17 protein-coding genes and 2 pseudogenes are annotated in these 21,047 nt (G+C 59.5%); 8 read left to right on the forward strand and 11 right to left on the reverse strand.

What is annotated here, in order from left to right:
* Positions 1–172: 172 nt before the first annotated feature.
* Both N8E89_RS21515 and N8E89_RS21520 read right to left on the reverse strand, forming a co-directional pair.
* Positions 173–1,288: a LacI family DNA-binding transcriptional regulator gene (locus N8E89_RS21515; RefSeq protein ID WP_262263143.1), complete on the reverse strand. Its 1,116-nt coding sequence runs from the start codon at positions 1,286–1,288 to the stop codon at positions 173–175.
* Between the two features lie 252 nt (positions 1,289–1,540).
* Complete coding sequence (locus N8E89_RS21520; RefSeq protein WP_262263144.1) at positions 1,541–2,434, reverse strand: GntR family transcriptional regulator; 894 nt, start codon at positions 2,432–2,434, stop codon at positions 1,541–1,543.
* Between the two features lie 224 nt (positions 2,435–2,658).
* Here N8E89_RS21520 and N8E89_RS21525 point away from each other — a divergent pair, with 224 nt between their 5' ends.
* The 3 genes from N8E89_RS21525 to N8E89_RS21535 all read left to right on the forward strand — a co-directional run bounded on the left by N8E89_RS21525 (position 2,659) and on the right by N8E89_RS21535 (position 5,368).
* The gene (locus N8E89_RS21525) at positions 2,659–3,612 is read left to right on the forward strand and encodes an ABC transporter permease (protein WP_315975742.1); all 954 of its coding nucleotides are present in this window, start codon (positions 2,659–2,661) and stop codon (positions 3,610–3,612) included.
* Positions 3,609–4,382, forward strand: coding sequence for an ATP-binding cassette domain-containing protein (locus N8E89_RS21530; protein WP_262263145.1), 774 nt, complete (start codon positions 3,609–3,611; stop codon positions 4,380–4,382). The genes N8E89_RS21525 and N8E89_RS21530 overlap by 4 nt, the downstream gene beginning before the upstream one ends.
* Before the next feature lie 302 nt (positions 4,383–4,684).
* A complete protein-coding gene (locus N8E89_RS21535) occupies positions 4,685–5,368 on the forward strand; it encodes a sugar ABC transporter substrate-binding protein (protein ID WP_262263146.1) in 684 nt (227 codons plus the stop codon).
* Between the two features lie 230 nt (positions 5,369–5,598).
* On the opposite strand, the gene N8E89_RS21540 is transcribed toward N8E89_RS21535, so the two are convergent.
* Positions 5,599–6,438 (reverse strand): GntR family transcriptional regulator, encoded by an 840-nt coding sequence (locus tag N8E89_RS21540; protein ID WP_262263147.1) that lies wholly within the window; start codon positions 6,436–6,438, stop codon positions 5,599–5,601.
* 194 nt (positions 6,439–6,632) lie between these two features.
* Between N8E89_RS21540 and N8E89_RS21545 the strand changes: the two genes are divergently transcribed.
* The 4 genes from N8E89_RS21545 (at position 6,633) to N8E89_RS21560 (ending at position 10,514) form a co-directional block, all read left to right on the forward strand.
* Positions 6,633–7,655: an ABC transporter permease gene (locus N8E89_RS21545; RefSeq protein ID WP_262263148.1), complete on the forward strand. Its 1,023-nt coding sequence runs from the start codon at positions 6,633–6,635 to the stop codon at positions 7,653–7,655.
* A 33-nt stretch (positions 7,656–7,688) separates the two neighbouring features.
* The gene (locus tag N8E89_RS21550) at positions 7,689–8,630 is read left to right on the forward strand and encodes an ABC transporter substrate-binding protein (protein WP_262263149.1); all 942 of its coding nucleotides are present in this window, start codon (positions 7,689–7,691) and stop codon (positions 8,628–8,630) included.
* Positions 8,631–8,691: 61 nt separating this feature from the next.
* On the forward strand, positions 8,692–9,504 hold the full coding sequence (locus N8E89_RS21555; RefSeq protein ID WP_262263150.1) for an ATP-binding cassette domain-containing protein: 813 nt from the start codon (positions 8,692–8,694) through the stop codon (positions 9,502–9,504).
* A 14-nt stretch (positions 9,505–9,518) separates the two neighbouring features.
* A complete protein-coding gene (locus N8E89_RS21560) occupies positions 9,519–10,514 on the forward strand; it encodes a zinc-binding alcohol dehydrogenase family protein (protein ID WP_262263151.1) in 996 nt (331 codons plus the stop codon).
* A gap of 362 nt (positions 10,515–10,876) precedes the next feature.
* On the opposite strand, the pseudogene N8E89_RS21565 reads toward N8E89_RS21560, so the two are convergent.
* A pseudogene (locus N8E89_RS21565) lies at positions 10,877–11,309 on the reverse strand (bile acid:sodium symporter); the annotation flags it as partial.
* 41 nt (positions 11,310–11,350) lie between these two features.
* Complete coding sequence (locus tag N8E89_RS21570; protein ID WP_262263152.1) at positions 11,351–12,673, reverse strand: NAD(P)/FAD-dependent oxidoreductase; 1,323 nt, start codon at positions 12,671–12,673, stop codon at positions 11,351–11,353.
* A gap of 230 nt (positions 12,674–12,903) precedes the next feature.
* Between N8E89_RS21570 and N8E89_RS21575 the strand changes: the two genes are divergently transcribed.
* Positions 12,904–13,380, forward strand: coding sequence for an Lrp/AsnC family transcriptional regulator (locus N8E89_RS21575; protein WP_106665308.1), 477 nt, complete (start codon positions 12,904–12,906; stop codon positions 13,378–13,380).
* Positions 13,381–13,391: 11 nt separating this feature from the next.
* On the opposite strand, the gene N8E89_RS21580 is transcribed toward N8E89_RS21575, so the two are convergent.
* The 6 genes and pseudogenes from N8E89_RS21580 to N8E89_RS21605 all read right to left on the reverse strand — a co-directional run bounded on the left by N8E89_RS21580 (position 13,392) and on the right by N8E89_RS21605 (position 21,037).
* Positions 13,392–15,050, reverse strand: a complete 1,659-nt coding sequence (locus N8E89_RS21580; RefSeq protein ID WP_262263153.1) for an ABC transporter ATP-binding protein — start codon at positions 15,048–15,050, stop codon at positions 13,392–13,394.
* Entirely contained in the window at positions 15,047–15,901 is an 855-nt protein-coding gene (locus N8E89_RS21585) for an ABC transporter permease (protein WP_262263154.1), read from the reverse strand. Before N8E89_RS21585 ends, N8E89_RS21580 begins: the two co-directional genes overlap by 4 nt.
* The gene (locus tag N8E89_RS21590; protein WP_262263155.1) at positions 15,898–16,848 is read right to left on the reverse strand and encodes an ABC transporter permease; all 951 of its coding nucleotides are present in this window, start codon (positions 16,846–16,848) and stop codon (positions 15,898–15,900) included. Before N8E89_RS21590 ends, N8E89_RS21585 begins: the two co-directional genes overlap by 4 nt.
* A gap of 87 nt (positions 16,849–16,935) precedes the next feature.
* Positions 16,936–18,546, reverse strand: coding sequence for an ABC transporter substrate-binding protein (locus tag N8E89_RS21595; protein WP_262263156.1), 1,611 nt, complete (start codon positions 18,544–18,546; stop codon positions 16,936–16,938).
* A gap of 264 nt (positions 18,547–18,810) precedes the next feature.
* Positions 18,811–20,184, reverse strand: coding sequence for an aspartate aminotransferase family protein (locus N8E89_RS21600; RefSeq protein ID WP_262263157.1), 1,374 nt, complete (start codon positions 20,182–20,184; stop codon positions 18,811–18,813).
* 14 nt (positions 20,185–20,198) lie between these two features.
* A pseudogene (locus N8E89_RS21605) lies at positions 20,199–21,037 on the reverse strand (GNAT family N-acetyltransferase).
* Positions 21,038–21,047: the final 10 nt, after the last annotated feature.

Below are 21,047 nucleotides of genomic sequence, written 5' to 3' on the forward strand. Positions count from 1 at the left end.
TGCACGACCGATTCAAATCCGGAGACGAGCCGAAAGCGCGCGCTGAACGGAGGGTGCGGGCAATCCACTCATTGAGCGATGTATCGTGTTCGATCGAGCCGGGAGAAGTCATCGACCTGACGGGCACAACGGGTTGGCAAGTCCACGTTGGTAAAGGTCATAGCCGGACATTTCACGCCAACCTCAGCGATTTGGCAGCGTCCGCCAAATCCGGCCGATGAAGGCACCCGCCGCGCAGGCGGGATGCCTTCAAACGATCACCGCGCCGCCACGGTGGCTTCGGCATTGTCGAAGCGCCGGCAGGCGGTGGACTCCGCGCAATCAGTTCACATTCAACCTTTATGCGACTGGGAGTGGTGTGCAGGCCGCCGGCCGCGTCGATAAGCAGCTCCGCAGCCGTCCGCCCCATTTCATAGAGCGGGAGAACGAGCGTTGATAGCGGAGGGTGCATGTACTGCGCGATATTGCGATCATCGAAGCCAATAACGGCCACATCGTCCGGTACTATGGCGCCCAATTGCTTGAGTGCGTCGAAACAGCCGACTGCCATCATGTCGTTGGCGCAGAAGATGGCATCGGGCGGATTGTCCAATGCCATCAGTTCCAGCGTCATTTCGTAACCCGCCGATGGCTCCCAATTGCCCGGACGCACCAGCGCAGGATCGAAGGCAATATCGTTGCTGGCCAACGCCTGCTTGTAGCCTTTGAGACGATCACGCGCCGCATCCACCCCCTGTTGGCCATTGATAAAGCCGATGCGCCGGCGACCGTACAGCAGCAGGTGTTCGGTCGCGGTGCGGCCGCCCAACAGATCACCAGGCAGAACGGAGTGATGCTCGCGACGTTCGTCATAGCAGTTCACCAGGACGATACGACGGTCGGCAAGGGCCACAGGAATCTGCACGAGCCTGGTCAAGATTGTACCGTAGATCAAACCAAGAATGGGCAACTTACTCAGACCCGCGACGATATTGGTCTCAACATCAGCGTCGCCATGACTAACTGCCATCATCACGTTGATACCATATTCGAGCGCTTTATCCCGGGCGCCTTCGAACGCCAGCGACATCCAGGGATCCGTTGAGGTTTCATCGGCAACGAAAACTATTGTGGACTGTCCACCCGGGACTGCCTTGGTTCCGCGGCGCACAAAACGGTAGCCAAGCGCCTGCGCTGCTTCCAGCACGCGGCCCCTTGTGGCGTCGGCAAGCCGCGCACCTTTCGTTCCGCTTAGAACCAGTGAGACGGTGGCCTGGGAGACGCCCGCCGCTGCGGCAACATCCATCATGGTGGGGCGCCCCACGCTCAATTGCCTCTTGGATTTGGACATAAGTGGAATAATTTCTCCGTAGAAATAAACATCTGCCATGCGGCCGTGATAAATTCAGCGCCGTAGGTTTCGCTGGTTCGGCCGCCGGACCCGTTCATGCGTCCTCTTAGGTAATATCAAACCAATAATGAATTGATTATGCAAATACATATTGATGATATTAGCAATTGTATTTGCGCAGAAGTCATATGGTGGCGTGCAAGCGGAAGTTCAGGCGGCCACCTGAATCGAGCGAACCAATGTCGTCCGCGCCGAGGTCATGTGGCGCAAACACGTGCGCTCGATTTCATGCGTGTCGCCGCTCAACAGCGCGTCGATGTAGGCGAGGTGCTCGCGTATCGCGGCCTCGTTGCGCTGCAGTTCATCTTTCTTGTTCCACTGGTAGTGGTAATGGAAGATCAAGGTAATGACGTCGTAGAAATCGTCGATGAAGCGGTTCGGCGCAGCGCGATTTATGAGGCGGTGCAGACGGTTGTCCAACCGCGAAAAATCGTGGAAGCGCCCGCCGATTTCCCGCAGCAACCGTTGGTGCTCCGTCTTCAAGTCGGCAAGTTCCCTCCACAATGGCGAGTCGTCCGGAAGCTCGGCGAAAAGGTGAGCCGAGCGCAATTCGAACATGACGCGGATCTCGAAGAGTTCGAGCGCGAAAGCCTCGGTGAATCCCTTGAACAGCCAGCCAGAATTCTGCTTTTTTTCGATCAGCCCGAACCGGCTGAAGCGGATCAGGAATTCGCGCACGCCGTTGGTGGCTACCCCGAACTGTCTGGCGAGCTGAAGCTCATTTATAAGCGTGCCGGGCTGAGTGTCTCCGCGCAGCATCCACTCCATGAACTGTTCTTCGACATGCTGGCGTTTCGATGTCGTTTCGAGATCGGGAAAATAGTCGGATTTCAGTATGTTTCGGCCGACCGTGGCTCCATCTTCAGAGATCCGAATTATGCCGCGTGCTTGGAGTTCGCCCAGAACCTTCCGTACTGTCGTGCGGCTGACGCCGATCCTTGCCCGCAGAGCGTTCTCGGAGGTCGCGCTGATGTCGACGGCGCCCTCGTCGAGCAGTTGCAGTGTGCGGTTGAAAGCTTTCTTGAAAACTGAATCGGGCTTCACGATATGCACCTGTCCTTTTTCTTTTGCATATTACTTATAAAAAACAACTTGACCTTCGTCCAGTCCTGCGGCTTTTTATCGATAAGAATACAAACCCCGGGTTGCATCGTCATCAGGAGGTTGTGTTGACGGGGATGGACGAACCGCTTGAACGAGAAGTCGCTGAACCGCGAGCGGCCGCCGTTGCGAACAGCGAGCGCATCGCGGTGGCGGTCGGCCTCAAGATGCTCGGTGCCGGCGCGGTCCTCATTTTGTTCGGGCTCGTTCTGGCCTTGAGCTTTTTGTCGCCGTACTTCCTGTCGTCGCGCAACCTCGGCAACATCCTGGCGCAGACCGCGGTGATCTGCGTCGTCGCCATGGGGCAGCATCTGGTCATCCTGACCAAGGGGATCGACCTTTCGGTTGGATCAAACCTCGCACTGGCTTCCGTACTCGGGGCGCTGAGCTTTCACGCCGGAGCTTCGACGCTGACGGTGGTTGCCGTGATGGTGGCGGCCGGCGCGGCCGTCGGTGCCATCAACGGCCTGTTTTATGTCTACGGACGCCTGCCGCACCCGTTTATCATCACGTTGGCGGCGCTCAGCATTGCCAAAGGCATCGCCCTCCAGCTTGCCGACGGCCGCGCCATTCCGGGGATGCCGCCAGCCATCCGGAGCTTGGGCCAGGAGGCGTTTGCCGGGCTTCCCGGATCGGTGTTCGTGGTCGCGGGGGTTGCGGGACTGATGTTTGTCGTGACGCAGTCGACAGTCTGGGGCCGCTGGATGTATGCCGTGGGCGGCAGGGCCGACGCCGCGGTGCGCATGGGCATTCCAGTTTCCGCGGTCTTGGTGTCGACCTATGTCATTTCAGGGACCTGCGCGGGCGTCGGGGCCGTGCTTCTCGCTGGCCGCACCGATGCGGGGTCGCCGCTGTTCGGCAATCTCCTCGAACTTGACACCATCGCCGCGGTGATCATCGGCGGAGCCAGCTTTCTCGGCGGCCGCGGGCACATCGGCCATGCCTTGATCGGGGCGATCATGATCGGCGTGATCCGCAACGCCCTCAATCTCTTGAACGTCGGGGTGTTTTACCAGCTGATCGTCATCGGCGTTGTCATCGTCGTTGCCGTCGAGGCCGACGTCCTGCGCAATCATCTCGAGTCCCGCATGCGGGTCCTGCGCGCGGAAACCGGACCATGACGCAGCACCCGCCAGAAGCACACCCCCAACGTCCGGTGCTGTGCGTCCGCGGCGCTTGCAAGCGTTTCGGCTCGGTGGTTGCGCTCGACGACGTCAGCATCGACGTCAATCGCGGCGAGATCCTCGCCCTGCTGGGAGACAACGGCGCGGGCAAATCCACGCTTATCAAGTGCATCAGCGGCGTCCACCGGCTGGACGCAGGCGACGTCGTAATAGACGGCGCGGCTAACGTTCTGCGCTCGCCCGCCGACGCGCGGTCGGCCGGCATCGAGACGGTTTATCAAGACTTGGCGCTGTTCGATAACCTTACACCGGCACAGAACTTCTTCGCCGGACGCGAGATCGCCGGTCCGAGATGGCTACCGCGCGCCATGCGCTTCCTCAACAAACGGGAGATGGACGAACAGACGCGCTCGTTGATCCAGTCGCTCAACGTGTCGCTGCCACACCTCGACGGGGTCGTGGCGTTGATGTCCGGCGGCCAGCGGCAAGCCATCGCCGTCGCCCGCTCGGCGGTCTTCGCTCGCAAGGTGGTCATCCTGGACGAACCGACCGCGGCCCTCGGTCTGCGCGAGTCACGCAAGGTGCTAGACCTCGTCGGCGTGCTGCGCGACCGCGGCAACGCGATCATTCTGATTACCCACAACATGGAGCACGTGACGGAACTTGCAGATCGAGCAGCGGTGCTCAGACAGGGACGGAAAGTCGGCGAGCTCGTGCCGACGCGCGATAACAAACAGCAGCTGGTCTCGATGATCGTCGGGGCCTGATCAAAATTTGCGGGTTCGAAAGTCGGCCGCGAGTTGGCCGCGCAGGGCCCGCCAAAACAGGGAGGAAGCGATGAGACTGCAGTTCTTGATGGGACCGGCGCTGGTCGCCGCAATGGCAAGCCCAACGGCAGCCGCCGAAAGCGTGAAGATCGGCTTGATCACCAAATTTCCGGTGCCGTTCTATTCGACGATGGAAGAGGCCGCCAAAAAGTACGCGGCGGACCATCCGGGGATCGAACTCGTCACGGGGCAAGGTCAGTCGGCAACCGACATCGAAGGTCAGATCGCCCTGATCGAGATCGATGGTTACCCAAGGGGTCAAGGGACTAGCGATCACGCCCGTCGACCCCACCGTCGCACCGGCGCTCGACAAGGCGGTCGCCGCGGGCATCAAGGTGGTGCTGGTCGACAACAGCATCCCGGGCTGGAAGGGCCAGACGGCGCTGGTGTCCACTAACAACCTCAACGGCGGCAAGATCGCCGGCGAATTCCTCAAGACGAAGCTCAAGGACGGCGACAAGATCGCCATTTTGGAAGGGGTGCCGGGCGTGCCGGCGCTGGACGAACGCGTCACCGGGATGATGGAGGGTTTGGGCGGCGTCAAGGTCGACGTCGTCGCCAAGGGCGCGACCAACTGCACGCTCGAACTCGGCACCTCCGTCACCGAAGACATCCTGACGGCCAATCCGGATCTGAAGGCAATTTACGCCGCCTGCGGTCCGCCCATTCCTGGGGCCGTCAAGTCGCTCGCCAATGCGAACATTGCCAACGACAAAATCATTCTTGTGGGTTTTGACGCCTGTTGCGGCGAACTCGAAGCGATCAGGGCCGGAACGGAAGATGCGAGCGTCGCGCAATTTCCCGCGAAGATGGGCGAGCTTGGCATAGCGACCGTTGTCAAGGCCATCCATGGTGATCCTGTCGACGCCAACGTAGACACCGGGGCCGGGCTTGTCACCCCGGAAAACGTCAAGGATTTCGAATGAGTCAGAAGAGCCCGACGGGTTTTCCGCCGGGCTCCTGCCTGCGCCGCCGCAGATGCACGAAAAGGCGTGGTTGGTCCAAAAGCCGCGCCGAGTCGTTTGAGGTACTCCTCGCCGCCGCGGCACTTCGCTCCACGATGACCCACCCGGCGGTCACATCGGTGCTCCTGAGCCGCGGAATGTCGATGCAATCCATGCATCGTGGCCAAGGGCGCCGATGCATCCTCGACCCGCTAGGATAGGGCGTGAATGCGCAGCGAGGAGAGCAGTGTTTGCTTCGAAGTGCGCAGGTGATCGCGAGCTGCCGCGAGTGCCGAGGTTTCGTCGCGCGATTTCAGGGCCGCGATCAGTCTTAGATGTTCGTCGATCGCGGCTGCGTTGCGCTCGCGTTCGTCCTTCTTATCCCACTGATAATGGTAGTGGAAAATCAGGGAGATCACCTTCTGGAATTCGGCGACGAAGCGATTGCGCGTGACGCTGCCTATCGCTAGGTGAAAGCGCTCGTCCAGCAGGGAAAAATCGTGAAAGCGCTCATCGATTGCCGCTGCCAGTGCGCGATGCGCCCCTTCTAGCTCCTCGATCTTGTGCCAAATCTGGTGGTTGTCGGGCAGCGCAATGAGCTGCGACACCGCGTTGAGCTCAATCATCATTCGGAAATCGGAAAGCTCGATCGCAAAATCAGAAGTGAATCCAACTAGTTCCCAACCGTTTTTGGGCCGCCGTTTGACAAGGCCGAACCGGCTCAGCGGCGCTAAAAATTCCTGCAGGCCGTGGACGCTGACGCGAAACTGCCGGGCAAGTTCGGCGACATTGAGCGGTGTCCCCGGCGGCACGTCGAAGCGCAGGATCCAGTAGAGAAACTGGCGTTCGAGCTCTTCGGGGGAAACCTGGCTCGCACTTACCGTCAGCCATTCGTCTGGGCGCGGCGTCCGCATGAGCGCCTTCTGGCGCCCCCTCCATTGCACCACCCCGATCATGTCCAGACGTTCGAGGATTGAACGGATCACCGTACGGCTCACGTCGAATTGCGCAGCAAGCGCCAGTTCAGAAGCCAGCAAATCGCCGGGTTTCAACGCGGAACACTCACGGAGAAGCGCATTGAAAGTTGCCCTGAAACGTTCATCTGTTCTTGCCATCGCGAGCCCTTCTGTCGCTGTTTGCAATATACCAAAAGACAAATGTCGACAATAATTAAAAACAATTGACAGCGGATACTCTGACCTGCAGTCTGCATTTAATTATTTTATACCGCTCAGGGAGGGGCGTTATGTCAGTTGATGTGGACCGGATTGTTGTGCCGTTAGCTCGGGTCAAAATTACATCCGATGCCCTCCATAAGCTTTCCGCGCTCTTCACGCTTTTCATGCTGATCGCACTCTTCGCCTTCGGCAATGCAGCCTTCCTGAGCGTCGGCAACGGGCTGACGGTGTTGTTGCAGACGTCGGTAATCGGCCTGCTAGGGATCGGCATGACGCTGGTAATCCTGACCGGCGGGATCGATCTCAGCGTGGGTTCGGTGCTGGCGCTTTCCGGAACCGTGGCTGGTCTCGCGGTCAAGGCCGGCATGCCCGTACCGCTCGGCATGTCCATGGGAATCGCGGTCGGGGCACTGTGTGGAGCTGTCAATGGGATCGTGGTCACGAAAATGCGTATCACGCCCTTTGTCGCCACGCTCGGCATGATGCTGATCGCGCGGGGCATTGCCTTGCAGATCACCGGCGCCGCTCCGATTTCACAATTGGGCGAGGCGTTCGGCAAACTGGGCAACGGTTCGCTTTTCCGTGTGATTGGCATGGGTTCGAATGGCTTGCCCAAGGTCATTTTTCCGGGAATTCCCTATCCGGCGATCCTGCTCGTTGTCGTCGCCGTGACCGTCGCCTTCATGCTGCGCCGCCGCTCTATCGGCCGCCACATCTATGCCACTGGTTCCAATGAGGAAGCTGCGCGGCTTTCCGGTGTCGCCGTCGATCGAACCAAGCTTGCCGCCTATGTCATGTCCGGCGCGCTCGCCGGTCTGGCAGGGATCGTCTTGATGTCCCGTCTGGTCACCGCACAGCCCAATGAGGGCGTCATGTACGAGCTCGACGCAATCGCTGCGGCCGTCATCGGCGGGTCGTCACTCATGGGCGGGGTGGGAACCGTTTCCGGAACGATGATCGGCGCCTTCATCATCGGAGTTTTGCGCAATGGCCTGAACATGGCCGGCGTCTCAGCCTTTATTCAGCAGATCATCATCGGCTTCGTCGTGATCATGGCGGTCTATGTCGATCAGCTGCGAAGCCGCCGTTAACCGGCAAAACTGTCTTCATCAGAGGAGGAGAAAATGAAGAAGACCTTGAAAGCACTGCTTCTGGCAAGCACGATGATCGCCGCGCCCGCCACCGTCATGGCGGGAGAAATCGCCGTGATCGTCAAGACAACCAACTCGAACTTCTGGCAAAATGTCAACAAAGGCGCTTCTGCCGCGATCGCCGGCCAGAGCGAACACACGATGACCTTCAACGGCCCGGCCGCGGAATCCGCGATTGCCGACGAGCTCAGCATGGTCGAAAACGCTATCAATCGCGGCGTGATTGGCATCGTGCTCGCACCGTCGGATCCGGATGCGCTTGCTCCGGCCGTCAAGAAGGCCCACGAAGCTGGTATCCCGGTCGCAATCATCGACTCCGCTCTCTCAGAGACCGCCAAGGATACCTATCAGACCTTCCTTTCGACCGATAACTGCGCGGCCGGCAAGCTTGCCGCGACGATGATGATCGAGAAGGTCGGCACCGAAGGCAAGGTGGCCGTGATGTCTTATGTGGCGGGCGTCGGTTCAGAAGTGGGTCGCGTCGGCTGCTTCGTCGATCATCTGAAGGCGAATTCCAAACTGGAAATCGTTGGTCCCTTTTATTCGCAATCCCAGATGGCCACGGCACTCAACCAGACGACGGACATGCTTTCCGCTAATCCGGATCTTAAAGGCATCTTCGGTGCCAACGAGCCAACTGCGGTCGGCATGGGGCGTGCGATCGTCCAGGCCGGCAAGACAGGTCAGGTCGTTGCCATCGGTTTTGACGGCAACGAAGACCTGCAGGCTTTCGTCAAGGATGGCACGCTCGCAGCGACCATGGTCCAGGGCTCCTACCAGATGGGCGAACTCGGCGTGAAGGCCATTCTCGACATCGTCGGCGGCAAGAAGGTCGAGCCGCAGATCGATACGGGCGTGGTCGCCGTCACCAAGGACAACATCGCTGCTCCCGAGGCCAAGAACGTTCTTTACTGAACGGCGGGCCGTGAGAAGGCAGGGCTTTGGCCCCTGCCTTCTCCTCTCATCAGGAAAATCCATGAACGCGCAAGTCAAAGAATCGCGGCCGCTGGTCGAGATGATCGATATCCAGAAGAGTTTCGGCGGCGTACACGCCGTTGAAAACGTGTCAGTCGACCTCTTTCCTGGAGAGGTCGTCGGCGTACTTGGCCACAATGGGGCAGGAAAATCCTGCCTGATGCGGATCCTCTCTGGCGCCATGGCGCCGAACGCCGGCAGGATCAGGATGCGGGGCGAGGATGTCCGCTTCGCGTCACCCCAGGATGCGCGGCGCCAGGGCGTCGAGACCATCTATCAGACACTCGCCCTTGCCGATCATCTCGATGCGCCCTCCAACCTGTTTCTCGGCCGCGAGCTAAAGACGCGCTGGGGCAATCTCGATGACAAGCGAATGATGGACGAAGCGCGGCGGGTTCTGCATCGGCTCAATCCCAACTTCAAGAATCTGAGCGATCCGGTGTCGCGGCTCTCCGGCGGCCAGCGGCAGGTCATCGCCATCGCGCGCGCCATTTATTTCAACGTGAAGGTCCTTATCATGGACGAGCCGACGGCTGCCCTCGGGCCAGCTGAGACGGCCATGGTCGCCGATCTCATCAGGCAGTTGCGCAGCGAAGGTATCGGCATCTTTCTCATCAGCCACGACATGCACGACGTCTTTGACCTTTGTGACCGCATCGTGGTGATGAACCGGGGACGCAATGTCGGCGGTTACCACATCGAACAGGTAACCAAGGATGATGTGCTGAGCTTGATCATCAAGGGCGAGATGCCCGACGGCTGGCGGCCGCGCAACGCTGCTAGCGCATTGCAACCCGGCCTGAATTCGCATTGAGGAAGGACAACGGAATGTTATGCGGCACCTGTGTCGAACCGGGACGGTTCGAGCTCATCGAACGGCCTCTTCCCGTGGACTTGGCGGAAGGCTGGGCCTTTGTCGATATCGCGGCGGTCGGCATTTGCGGAACGGATTATCACATCTATGCCGGCAAGCATCCCTATCTCAATTATCCACGCGTTATCGGCCATGAACTCAGTGGCCGACTGGTCACCTCTGCAGGGGGCATCGAGGCCGGTACCCTTGTTGTGATCAATCCCTATATCGCCTGCGGCAAATGCCGAGCCTGCTTGCGCGGCAAGCCCAATTGCTGCTCGAACATCGCGGTGCTGGGCGTTCATCGCGACGGCGGCCTCTGCCAGCGCATTGCTGTTCCGGCGGGTAACCTGACAGCCGCCGAAGGACTCGACGAAATCCAGGCGGCCATGGTCGAATTCCTGGCGATCGGGGCCCATGCTGTGGCCCGTTCGGGACTGGCCGCCGGCGACCGGGTGCTGGTCACGGGAGCCGGACCCATCGGCATCGGGACAGCACTTTTCGCGCGGCTCGCAGGCGCGGAGGTCCATCTTTTGGATTTGAGCTCGCAGCGGCTGGCTTTGGCACGCGAGAAGTTCGGTTTTCAAAACACGCATGAAGATGCGTCGCGGGTCCTCGAAGGCGACCGCGCCGATGGCTTCGATACCGTCTTCGATGCGACGGGGGCTGCGGTCGCCATCGAGGCAGGCTTTCCATTCCTCGCGCATGGCAGCAGCTATGTGCTCGTCAGCGTCGTGAAGGATCATATTCGTTTTGACGACACGGAATTCCACAAGCGGGAAACGCGCATCATCGGCAGCCGCAATGCAGTCCAGTCAGATTTCGAAACCGTCATGGCGGCCATCCGTGAGGGCAAGATCTCCACGGATGCCCTCTGCTCGGTGATCTTGCCGCTGACCGATCTGCCGCAGCGCCTGCCCGAACTCGCGCAGGACAGGGCCGGACTGATCAAGGCGGTGGTAAGGCTCTGAGGGCTCTGCCGGGTTTCGGGAAATTGGGCTGTCCCTCGGTGGTCGCGCTCGACGACCTGCTTCGACAGACATTGCTCACCGTCGCCAGCACCAAGCAGCCGTTCGTCCTCTACGGAGTTGCGTGTCTGATCTACCTGGTGATGACGATGTTATCCAACCTACTTCTTATGGCGCCTTGGAGGCCAATCCGCGGCTGGAGGCCGAGCACAGATTGGGATCTGTTCGCACGATTTGGCGTCTGGCTCTTTAGGCACAGGCGGCTCGCGCGTCGATCGAGGCATTCTTCTGCGGCGCGGAGGCAATGCATCAATCCCACTGTTGCTTGAAATCTGCATCGTGGTGCTTCAGCCGAGCTGCGGATTTCAGGTACGGGCAGAATTGGGATTTAGGTTCTTATCCGATGCGGCGTTGACAGTGGCATCAGCATATCTGAGCGATTACAGCGCAGGCTATTAGCTGAATCCGGTGGAAAATCATTAGCGGCAGCACGATGGCACCGATAGACTGCCCGGCGAAGATAACGCCTGCCATCGGTACGCCGCTGGCAAGACTCTTCTTCGATCCACAAAACGTGATGGTGATTTCGTCAGCCCTGTTGAAGCCGAGGAGGCGGCTGCCATACATGGTGAGCACTAGCACAAAGGCGAGAAGCAGTGCGTCGAGCACAATTACAACTGCAATATCTCTGAGCGAGAAGGTCTGCCACAATCCCTCGACCACCGCTTTGCTGAAGGCGAGATAAACGACCATCAGGATAGAACCTCTATCGACAGGCGTTAGGATTCTCTTCGCTGCGAATTTTCTCCAAAATGCCTGCCGTGCCCGGTCTCTTAGGCTTAGAAATCCGCAACCTTTCCCCAGACCGCTGTTTGGAAGCGGCTCGGATGGTAAGGACTTGGGTCGACCAGATGCTCTGCGCCTGCGACAAGAGAGGCAACCATATGTCCGGCACCTGGGGCAATGCCAAACCCGTGACCGCTGAATCCCGCAGCGAGTATGAACCCCGGGACAGATTCGATCTCACCAATGCCGGGCACGCCGTCCGGGGTGCTGTCGATATAGCCCGCCCACGCTGCGGTAACGTGAGATTTGGCCAGCGATGGTAAAAGTTCGCAGGCCCTGCGATAGGTCAATGCGATAGTGCTCTGATCTGGCGCCGGATCGAGAATCCGCATTCTCTCCATGGGGGTGGGCGCGTCGAGCCGCCAGCGTGCTAGGGTTTCATGGCCGGAACGCCAACCTTCGGCGCTTCCGGGCGCAAGGCTGCGCCAGCGCCGGAGGAACATTGGCAGGAATTGCGGAGTAAAGCGGATTTGCTGGGGGGTCGGGTCCACCCGCCCACGCCCGCTGATCGCAAGGGTGTAGCCACCATCCCCACGCCGTGTGACTGATACATGCGCTGTGTGCAGAGCGTCAGGGAGATCCCCTGCGCCCGAAACCGACAGAATGGACGACCGGATAGACGCTTGTGGAAACCGGACATGGAGCTGCCGGCAGAAAGACGAAGCCCAGGCGCCACCGGCCATGACGGCCACGGGCGTTCGAATTGTCCCTTTCTCTGTCACCACGGCGCTCAGGCGCCCGGCCGCCGTCTCTATGCCGCGGGCGGCACAGTGCTGATGGACGCTTCCGCCGAGAGCCATGATCGCCCTGGCGATGGCGGGGGCGGCGCGCGATGGGTCAGCGGTGCCGTCGGAGGGCGAGAAGACGCCGCCTTTCCAGATGCGACCGCTGGCGCTGCCGCGCTCGCTCGCCTGCGCGCTATCAAGCATATGCGTTGTCACGCCTGCTGATCGCGCAAAGGTTCCCCAACGGGCCCAGGCTTCGAGTTCCGCTTCATCGTTGCTGAGATAGAGCAGACCACAGCGCCGGAAACCAGTGTCTTCGCCGGTGTCTGCCGCAAACCGCTCCCATAAATCGAGACTCTTCGTGGCGATCGGAAGTTCTCGCGCGTCCCGATTCTGCTGCCGGCACCAGCCCCAATTTCGACTCGACTGCTCGGCGCCAACCCGGCCTTTCTCCAGCAGCGCGACTTTGAGACCCCGGCGCGCAAGGTAGTACGCGGCAAAGGCGCCGACGATGCCGCCTCCAATCACGACCGCGTCGGCGCTGTCAGGCAGAGCCTGGTTTGTTTCTATCTTCTGAAGCGGGGCGGGCATGAACGATCTCCAGTTCTCGTCATCAATTTACTCTTCGGTCCAAGAAGACGTAGCTGGAGTTTGGCTATGGATAGCATTTTATATCGTTCAATCGTAAACGGGCCACAGTTTATGCCGGCCGCGGAGACCGCATCGACAATGACAGGCTACACATATGTGTTTATATTCCCGAAAGGATATGCAGCATTTTCTGCTTTACATATGGAAGTGAGTGTCAAGGGGCGCGTTGCATGAAGATGGACCGGATCGACATCAAGATTCTCTACGAGTTGCAAAAGAACGGCCGCATCACCAATGTCGAGCTGGCCGAACGCGTCAACCTGTCGCCGAGTCCCTGCCTGATGCGGGTGAAGAAGCTGGAGGCAGAAGGCTATATCGTCGGCTATTCGGCGCAGGTGAACGTCGCCAAGCTCGGCCAGACCCTGACGGTCTTTACCGAGATCACCTTGAAGAACCACCGGCAGATCGACTTCTCCCGCTTTCTCGCCGCAGTCGAGAAAGTCGAACAGGTTATCGAGTGCCATCTGGTTTCCGGTGGGTACGATTATCTTGTGAAGTTCGTTACCGCCGGGATCGGCGAGTACCAGACCATAATGGAACGGCTGACCGACTTGGATATCGGCATCGACAAATATTTCAGCTTCGTCGTGCTGAAGTCACCGATCGTCAAGGCGCATATGCCACTGACAAGTTTGTTTCGGCTCTGATTACCTAACCCTCAGCGCTGGCAATAGGCGCGAACCAGTTCCGGATCCCGCTCCAGGCCATCGAGCCAATGCGGATCGAGTTTGGGAACCGAAGAAAACAGCAATTGCGAATAGGGATGATGAGGACGCTTGCCTGCTGCGGTCGACGGGATGAGTTGCTCGACCTTTTCACCCGCATACATGACGACGATTTCGTCACAGATCGCCTCCACCACCGAAATGTCATGGCTTATGAAAATGTACGAGAGACCGAGTTCCCTCTGCAGTTCCTTCAATAGTTCGATGACGGCCGCGGCTACCACGGTGTCAAGCGCCGAGGTAATCTCGTCGCACAGGATCAGCTTCGGATCAGCCGCAAGGGCGCGAGCGAAATTCACCCGCTGCTTTTGCCCCCCGGACAGTTCCGCAGGCCGCCGATTGCGGACCGAACTGGGCAACTGGACCATGTCCAAAAGTGCAGTAATCCGCTTGTCGCGCGTTGCACCATACATGCCGTGATAGAAGCTGAGGGGACGTGCAATTATGTCCTCGATCGATTTGGCGGGATTGAGCGCTGTATCGGCATACTGGAAGACGATCTGCATCTCGCGCAATTGCTCGTGTGTGCGCATGGAAGCACTTGGTGCAAGCTGCTGGCCATCAAAAATGACCCTGCCGCCGGAGGTAGGTAGAATGCCGGCAATTGTCCGGGCAAGGGTCGATTTTCCGCAGCCGGATTCACCGATAATGCCAAGATTGCGGCCTTTTTCCACCGTCAGACTCACGGAACGCACAGCACAGATGAGCGGCAGCCCGTTGCTCTGGATGGAGCCGTAGCCGGCAACGATGTTCTCAATCTCAAGAATGGGACGTACTTGCGAAACGACCGGGGCTGCGCCTCGTGGCTTGGGTTCGAAAGCAGCGAGCAGTTCGCGCGTATAGGGGTGCTTCGCATCCGACAGGATTTGCTCAGTGCTGCCTGCCTCCTGCACCTCGCCGCCTTTCAGCACGACGATCCGGTCTGCGATTTGGGCCACGACCGCAAGATCATGGGAGACGTAAACCCCCGCGATACCACCCCTGCGCATCACGGCCTTGAAGGCACGTAGGACCTCGATCTGGGTCGTAACGTCGAGCGCTGTCGTCGGCTCGTCGAAGATCACGATCTTCGGATCGCCGATTAGCGCCATTGCCGCGGAAAGGCGCTGCAACTGGCCACCCGAAACCTGATGCGGATAACGGTTGCCGATCGTGTCGGGCTCCGGCAGGGACAGCGCCCGGAAGAGTTCGATCGCGCGGGCTTTTGCCTCGGCGGCGGGCATGAGGTCATGAATGCGGGTAATCTCGATAACTTGCTCCATGATCGTTGCGGCAGGATTGAAAGCTGCTGCCGCACTCTGTGGAACATAGGAGACTTCGGTGCCGCGGACACGGGCCCGCGCCTTTTCCGAAAGCTGGACCATATCCTTGCCTGCAACTCTAACGCTGCCGCCGGAAATGCGGCAGCCAGGGCGGGCATGTCCCATCAAGGTCAAGGCGACCGTGGTCTTTCCCGATCCGCTTTCGCCGATGAGCGCAACGATCTCGCCTTCCGCCACATCGAAGCTAACCCCCTTGATGATCTCGACAATACGTCCCGAGTCTGTCTTTGCCTCGACCTTCAGATCGCGGATTTCAACGAGATTGGTCATTGTGCACTCCGGTCCCGGATCTTGTTGGGCAAGTTGTCGATCAGCAGGTTGACGCTGATGGTGAGGCTCGCGATCGCGATCGACGGGAACATGACCGCGGGGGCGCCAAAGGGCAGGCCGCCAATATTTTCGCGCACGAGCGCCCCCCAATCGGCATAGGGCGGCTGAACGCCGAGACCGAGGAAGGAGAGCCCGGAAAGCAGCAGCACGATGAAAACGAAACGAAGGCCGAGGTCGGCCAGTACCGGCCCGAGGATGTTCGGCAGGATTTCGGAACGAATGATGTAAAAGACGTTCTCGCCACGCGTACGTGCGACTGTGATGAAATCCATGGCATTGATGTTCACGGCCAGAGCGCGGGCGAAGCGATAGGCGCCCGGGATATAGATGACGGACAGCGTGATAATCAGAACCGGGATCGACGATCCGACCGCAGCGACGACGACCAAGCCAAACAGCTTGCTTGGGATCGAGCTCATGGCATCGAGAAATCGGCTGAGCAAAGTATCGGTCCAGCCACCGCTGACGGCTGCGATCATGCCGAGTACGACTCCCGTCGTACAGGCGATCGCCACGGCGGCCACTGAGATCCCGACAGTGTAGCGCGCACCCATCACGATGCGCGAGAAGATGTCCCGACCAAGGTAGTCCGACCCCAACCAGAACTGCTTCGACATTGGCCCGAAATAGTCGACATCAACGATGTCTCCGACCGGATAGGGAGTGAGAAGATGCGCGAAGACGGCAACAAGTCCCCACAGGAGAATGACGGCAAGGGCCAGCATCCCGACAAGATTAAAGCGGTAGCCCATGCGGCCTGCGGCCGGCGTTTTTGCGGTATCTGTTGTCATCGCAGCCTCGGATTGGAAAGGATGGCAAGAATGTCGGCAAGCGTGATCAGGATCAGATAGCCAACGCAAAAGATCATGGCGCAACTCTGGATCAGGGGCAGGTCGCGCGTGGCGACGGCATCGACCATCAGTTTTGCTATGCCGGGATAGTTGAAGATCGTCTCAACAATGATCACACCACCCAAAAGATAGGACAGCGACAGTGCCACGGCATTGACGATGGGGCCAAGCGCGTTGGGAAGCGCGTGCTTCAGCACGATCCGCTTTCGCGATGCGCCCTTCAGGAGGGCCATCTCGACATAGGGTGTGTTGAGCGTTTCAACCACCGCAGCACGGGTCATGCGGATCATCTGAGCGGAAACGACGAAAGTGAGTGTGACGACCGGCATCGCATAGACGCGTAGCAGATCGGTGATTGAGTGAACCTCGTTGGCAAAGGACAAGGCTGGCAGCCATTTGAGATAGACGGCGAACAGAAGGACGGCAGACGTCGCGACCATGAATTCCGGAACCGATATAACGCCGATCGTCACTACGGTAACGATCCGGTCATAAACCGAGCCGCGCATCATGGCGGCGGTTATGCCGAGTGTAAGAGCGATCGGAACCGAGAACAGGGCAGTCACGCCAGCTAACTTCAACGTGTTGATAAAGCGCCCGGCGATCAGATCGGCGATCGGCATGTCGTTGGCGTAGGACGTGCCGAGATCGCCCGTGAGGAGCCCTCCGAACCACCGGATGAATCGGATAATCGCCGGCTCATCCAGATGCATGGCCGTGCGAAGCCCCGCGACAGCCTCGGGCGTTGCCGCCTGGCCAAGGAGGATCGTTGCCGTGTCACCGGGGAGCATCATCGTGGCGAAGAACACCGCGAAGGATACGATCACCAGGGTAATTACGGTGATGAGCAGTCTGCTCATCACCAGAGAGAGAATCCGATGGTTCATCACGCACCTCCTTTGACGTTCGGCCGACCGACTATACGCGATCAAAAGGCGAACCGAGAGCATTTCTGCCCTCGGCCGCTTGCCTCGTCAGGCTTCGAGCCAGACATATTCCGCAAAGGCGTAGCCCATTTGGCCACCGAGCGGGCTCGGTGCCAACCCCTTCAATTTGGCTGTGGTGGCGTCGACATTTGAAAGGTAGGCGGGGATAACGGTGCCCGCTTCCTCCGCGATCATGACCTGCATCGCGTTGTAGATTTCCTTGCGCTTGGCCTGGTCGAGCGAGCCGCGCGCCTCGACGAGCATCTTGTCGAACGTTGCGGATTTGTACTGGCTCTCGTTCCACGGCGCGTCCGATGCATAGAGTAACGAGAACAGAATGTCGGGTGTCGGCCGCGGATTGATGTTGCCAAAATGGACTGGTGCCTTCAGCCAGTAATTGTCCCAATAGCCGTCCGAAGGCACGCGCTGGACGTCGAATGTCATTCCGATCTGCGCGCCGGCAGCCTGGACGATCATCGCCATATCGATCGAGGCGTTCGCTGCTTCAGAGGCGATCATCGGGATCGACCGACCCAACACGCCCGCCTTTTCGAAGTGGAACTTCGCCTTCTCCGGATCGAAGGCCTTCGGCTTGAGATCGGCGTTGTAATAGAAGTTGGCGGGAGAAATCGGCTGATCGTTGCCGATTTCCGCAAGACCTCGCAAGGCTGATTTCTGGATCTGCTCGCGGTTGACCAGGTACTTCATGCCGTGAATGAAGTCCTTCTTGTCCCCCGGTGCCATGTCCATCCGAATGTTGAGGTTGGTATAGTTGCCGGAGGTGGTCTTCGAGAGTGTGAAACCGTCCTGACTTTCAATCAGCCGCATCGAACGCGGATTAATGGATGCGGCAAGATGAATATCGCCGGACAGAAGAGCATTCACGCGCGCGTTGTCGTCGCTGATGGCGAAATATTCGAAAGAATCGACATTCGGGCCGCTGGATTTCCAGTAATTCTTGTTCTTGAGGCCCACCGAGCGGACGCCAGGTTCGAAAACTTCGCGTACGAAGGCGCCGGTGCCGTTGGCTTTGGAGAAGTCCGTGGTGCCGTCGGCCACGATCATGAAATGATGCATGCCGAGGATCGTGGGCAAGTCGGCATTCGCGTTGGCCAGTGTGATTTCCACAGTCTGCTTGTCAATTGCCTTGAACCCGGTCATTTGCGCCGCGATCTTGGCAACTTTCGATCCGACGCCAGGGTCCAGGTGACGCTTCAGCGAAAAAACGACGTCGTCTGCCGTCAGCGGCTTGCCATCATGGAACGTCACGCCGTTGCGCAGCTTGACAGTCCAGACCGTGGCATCCTTGCTCTCGACAGATTCGGCCAATTCCATCTGCGTCGCGCCGGTCTGGTCGATATAGGTCAGGCGATTATAGAAGGCGCAGCAACGCACGTAATCGGTTGAGAGCGAGGCCTTGGCCGGGTCGAGCGTATCTGCGGTGGAGGAAGACCAGCCGGCCGCCTTCAAAGCACCGCCGGAAACCGGAGTGGCAGCAACGGCGCGCGTGGCATTGCCGAGTACCAGACCGCCCGCCGCCGTGGCGATGCCGCCAGCCAGCATCAATTGAAGAAGTTCGCGACGGGTTGCGCCACGCCGGATAGCGTTCTCAACCATTGCGTCGTCGGTTTTTGTCCAATTCGTGATCTTGTCGTTCATGGCATTCCCCTTTTTGTTGAATTTCTGCTTGCCCGCCTTTTCGACGGATCTATGCGGATTAAAGGCCGGTTTCGTAGAGCGGATTCGACCGCCAAGCGTCGCACCGATTGAAAGTGACGTGGGCAGTTGCGCAGGTGCCTTTTTCCTGTCACCAGTTTCGCAGCAAAGGCCTGCCGGATCCTCTGTTTTGAACCTGCCAGACGGCACAAAATTGCGAATATGCGCATTTTACGATATTCCCGGATTGCCGCCGGCGGCGCGCTATCACACCATGGCGGCGCGCACCGTGGGATCGGCAAGTGTCTCGTCCAGCGTCTGCCGCGTCCGCTCGATGATGGCGTCGATATCACTGTCGCTACAGCAGAGCGGCGGCGCGTAACCCAGAACGCCGCTGGCAAAGGCGCGAACAATAAGACCGTTGTGCCAGGCACGGTCGAAAATGCGGCGCGCCGGGTCGGCCGCTGCCGGAAGAGGCGTCTTACGCTCCTTGTCCACCACAAGTTCGACCGCAGCGAGCATTCCGCGGCCGCGGACGTCGCCGACCAGCGGGTGATCCCCCAGACTTTCGAGGCCCGCCATTAGGCGCGCGCCGGCCTTGCGGCCATTTTCAAGAAGCCCGCCTTCATAGAGGCGCAGAACTTCCAAGCCAACCGCAGCACTGACGGGATGAGCCGAGTAAGTATAGCCGTGCCCGACGGCAGAGGCGCCGGCTGCCTCCGCAATGGTCTGATAGACGTGTTCACACATGAAGAGCGCCCCCATCGGTACATAGCCGGACGTCAGGCCCTTGGCGACCGTCAGGAGGTCGGGGACAATCCCCTCCTCGGAGCATGCAAACAACGGGCCGGTGCGGCCAAAGCCGGTGATGACCTCATCGGCAACGAAAAGGATGTCGAACCTGCGGCAGACCTCCCGCATGGCCTTCATCCAGCCTTTGGGTGGTACGAGTACTCCGCCGGAGCCTTGGATCGGTTCGGCATAAAATGCCGCGATCCGCTCAGCACCAAGCTCTTCGATCTTCTGCTTCAATGCGGCAACGGACGCGGCGATGATCGCTTCTGGATCGGTGCCAACCGGGTTGCGATAGGCATAATGGGACGGAATTTTGTGCTGCCAATCGAAGGGAAGGCCGAAACCGGCATGGAAGGCCGGCAACGCAGTCAGACCGGCGCCCACGGTGGACGAGCCATGATAGCCCTGTTCGATGGAGATGAACTGGTTCTTGTCCGGTTTGCCGCGGGCATTCCAGTAATAGTGGATGAAGCGAACCGTGCTGTCGACGGCATCGGAGCCACCAAGCGTGAAATAGACGTGGTTGAGGTCGCCCGGTGCACGGTCGGCAAGTTCTGCGGCGAGCCGGATGGCGGGCTCCGAACCAAGGCCGAAATAGCCGGTCGCATAAGGAAGTTCACGCATCTGCTTTGCAGCGGCCTCCACAATGCTGTCATGACCATAACCGGCATTGACGCACCAAAGCCCGGCAAAACCGTCGATAAGCTGCTTGCCAGTGGCATCCGTGACCGTAGCGCCGGAGGCGGATGCCAGCACGCGCACACCGAGCGTTTCGTGCGTTTGATAGGAAGCGACCGGATGAACCAAGTGCGCACGATCAAGTTCGATGAGGGAATTGCTAAACATGCGGGGTCTCCAGATCAGCCGAAGGCTTGGTTGGCGAGAGCGTAGGTCTTGTAGGGGAGCGAGCCGGCGCGTCGGTGCCACCGGTGCGCATGGCTATGCCGCCGCCGGCATGGGTAAGTCCCAAGCTTTCCAGCCAAGGTGCAAGTCCCGTGTCGGCTATGGTATCAATGCGCAGAAAAGCACCCGGTCGGCTCCCGATAAACGCGGAAATGAGCGTGCGGGCATCGTGTAAATTCTTGGCCACGACCGGACCGATCACGTCGCCCCGTCCGAAAGCACGCAGAGCAGCAAAACCCTGAACCCGGCCTGCGCGCCGTACCACGACAAATTCTGCGACCTTTGCCAGGTGTTCCAAGAGGCACCTCCGGTCGGCCTTGAAGGCGGCGTGATCGAGCGCTGTGACAGCGTCAAAATCGGCTTCGCAGGCGTTCTCAATCCCATCGGGTGCTGCTATAGCGGGGATCTTCCCCTGATATTGCAGGATGGTGCCGACCGGCCGGAACCCAAGTTTTTCGTAGAGCGGAAGCCCGTCGGTGGTTGCAACCAGACGCAACTGGCGCTCGCCGCCGATGTCGAGTGCGGCCTGCATCAGCCTGCGCCCGAGACCGCGGCCGCGAGCAACTTCATCAACGATCACCATGTTGATCGTTGCGCAGTCTTCACCATAGGGAGTGACCAGTGCCGTCCCGACCACATGGTGATCGTCCGCAACAGCCGCGATCCCGCGGCTTACGGCAAGCGCCATTTGCCAGTCTTCCGGGCGATGCGGCCAGCCGGCCTGACGCGACAATGCGACAGCACCTTCAAGATGTTTGGGCCCGAAGGCGACAAGATCGATTTGACTTGTGTGCATCTGTTGGATC

Source organism: Phyllobacterium sp. A18/5-2 (genome assembly GCF_025452215.1).
Lineage (GTDB): Bacteria > Pseudomonadota > Alphaproteobacteria > Rhizobiales > Rhizobiaceae > Phyllobacterium > Phyllobacterium sophorae.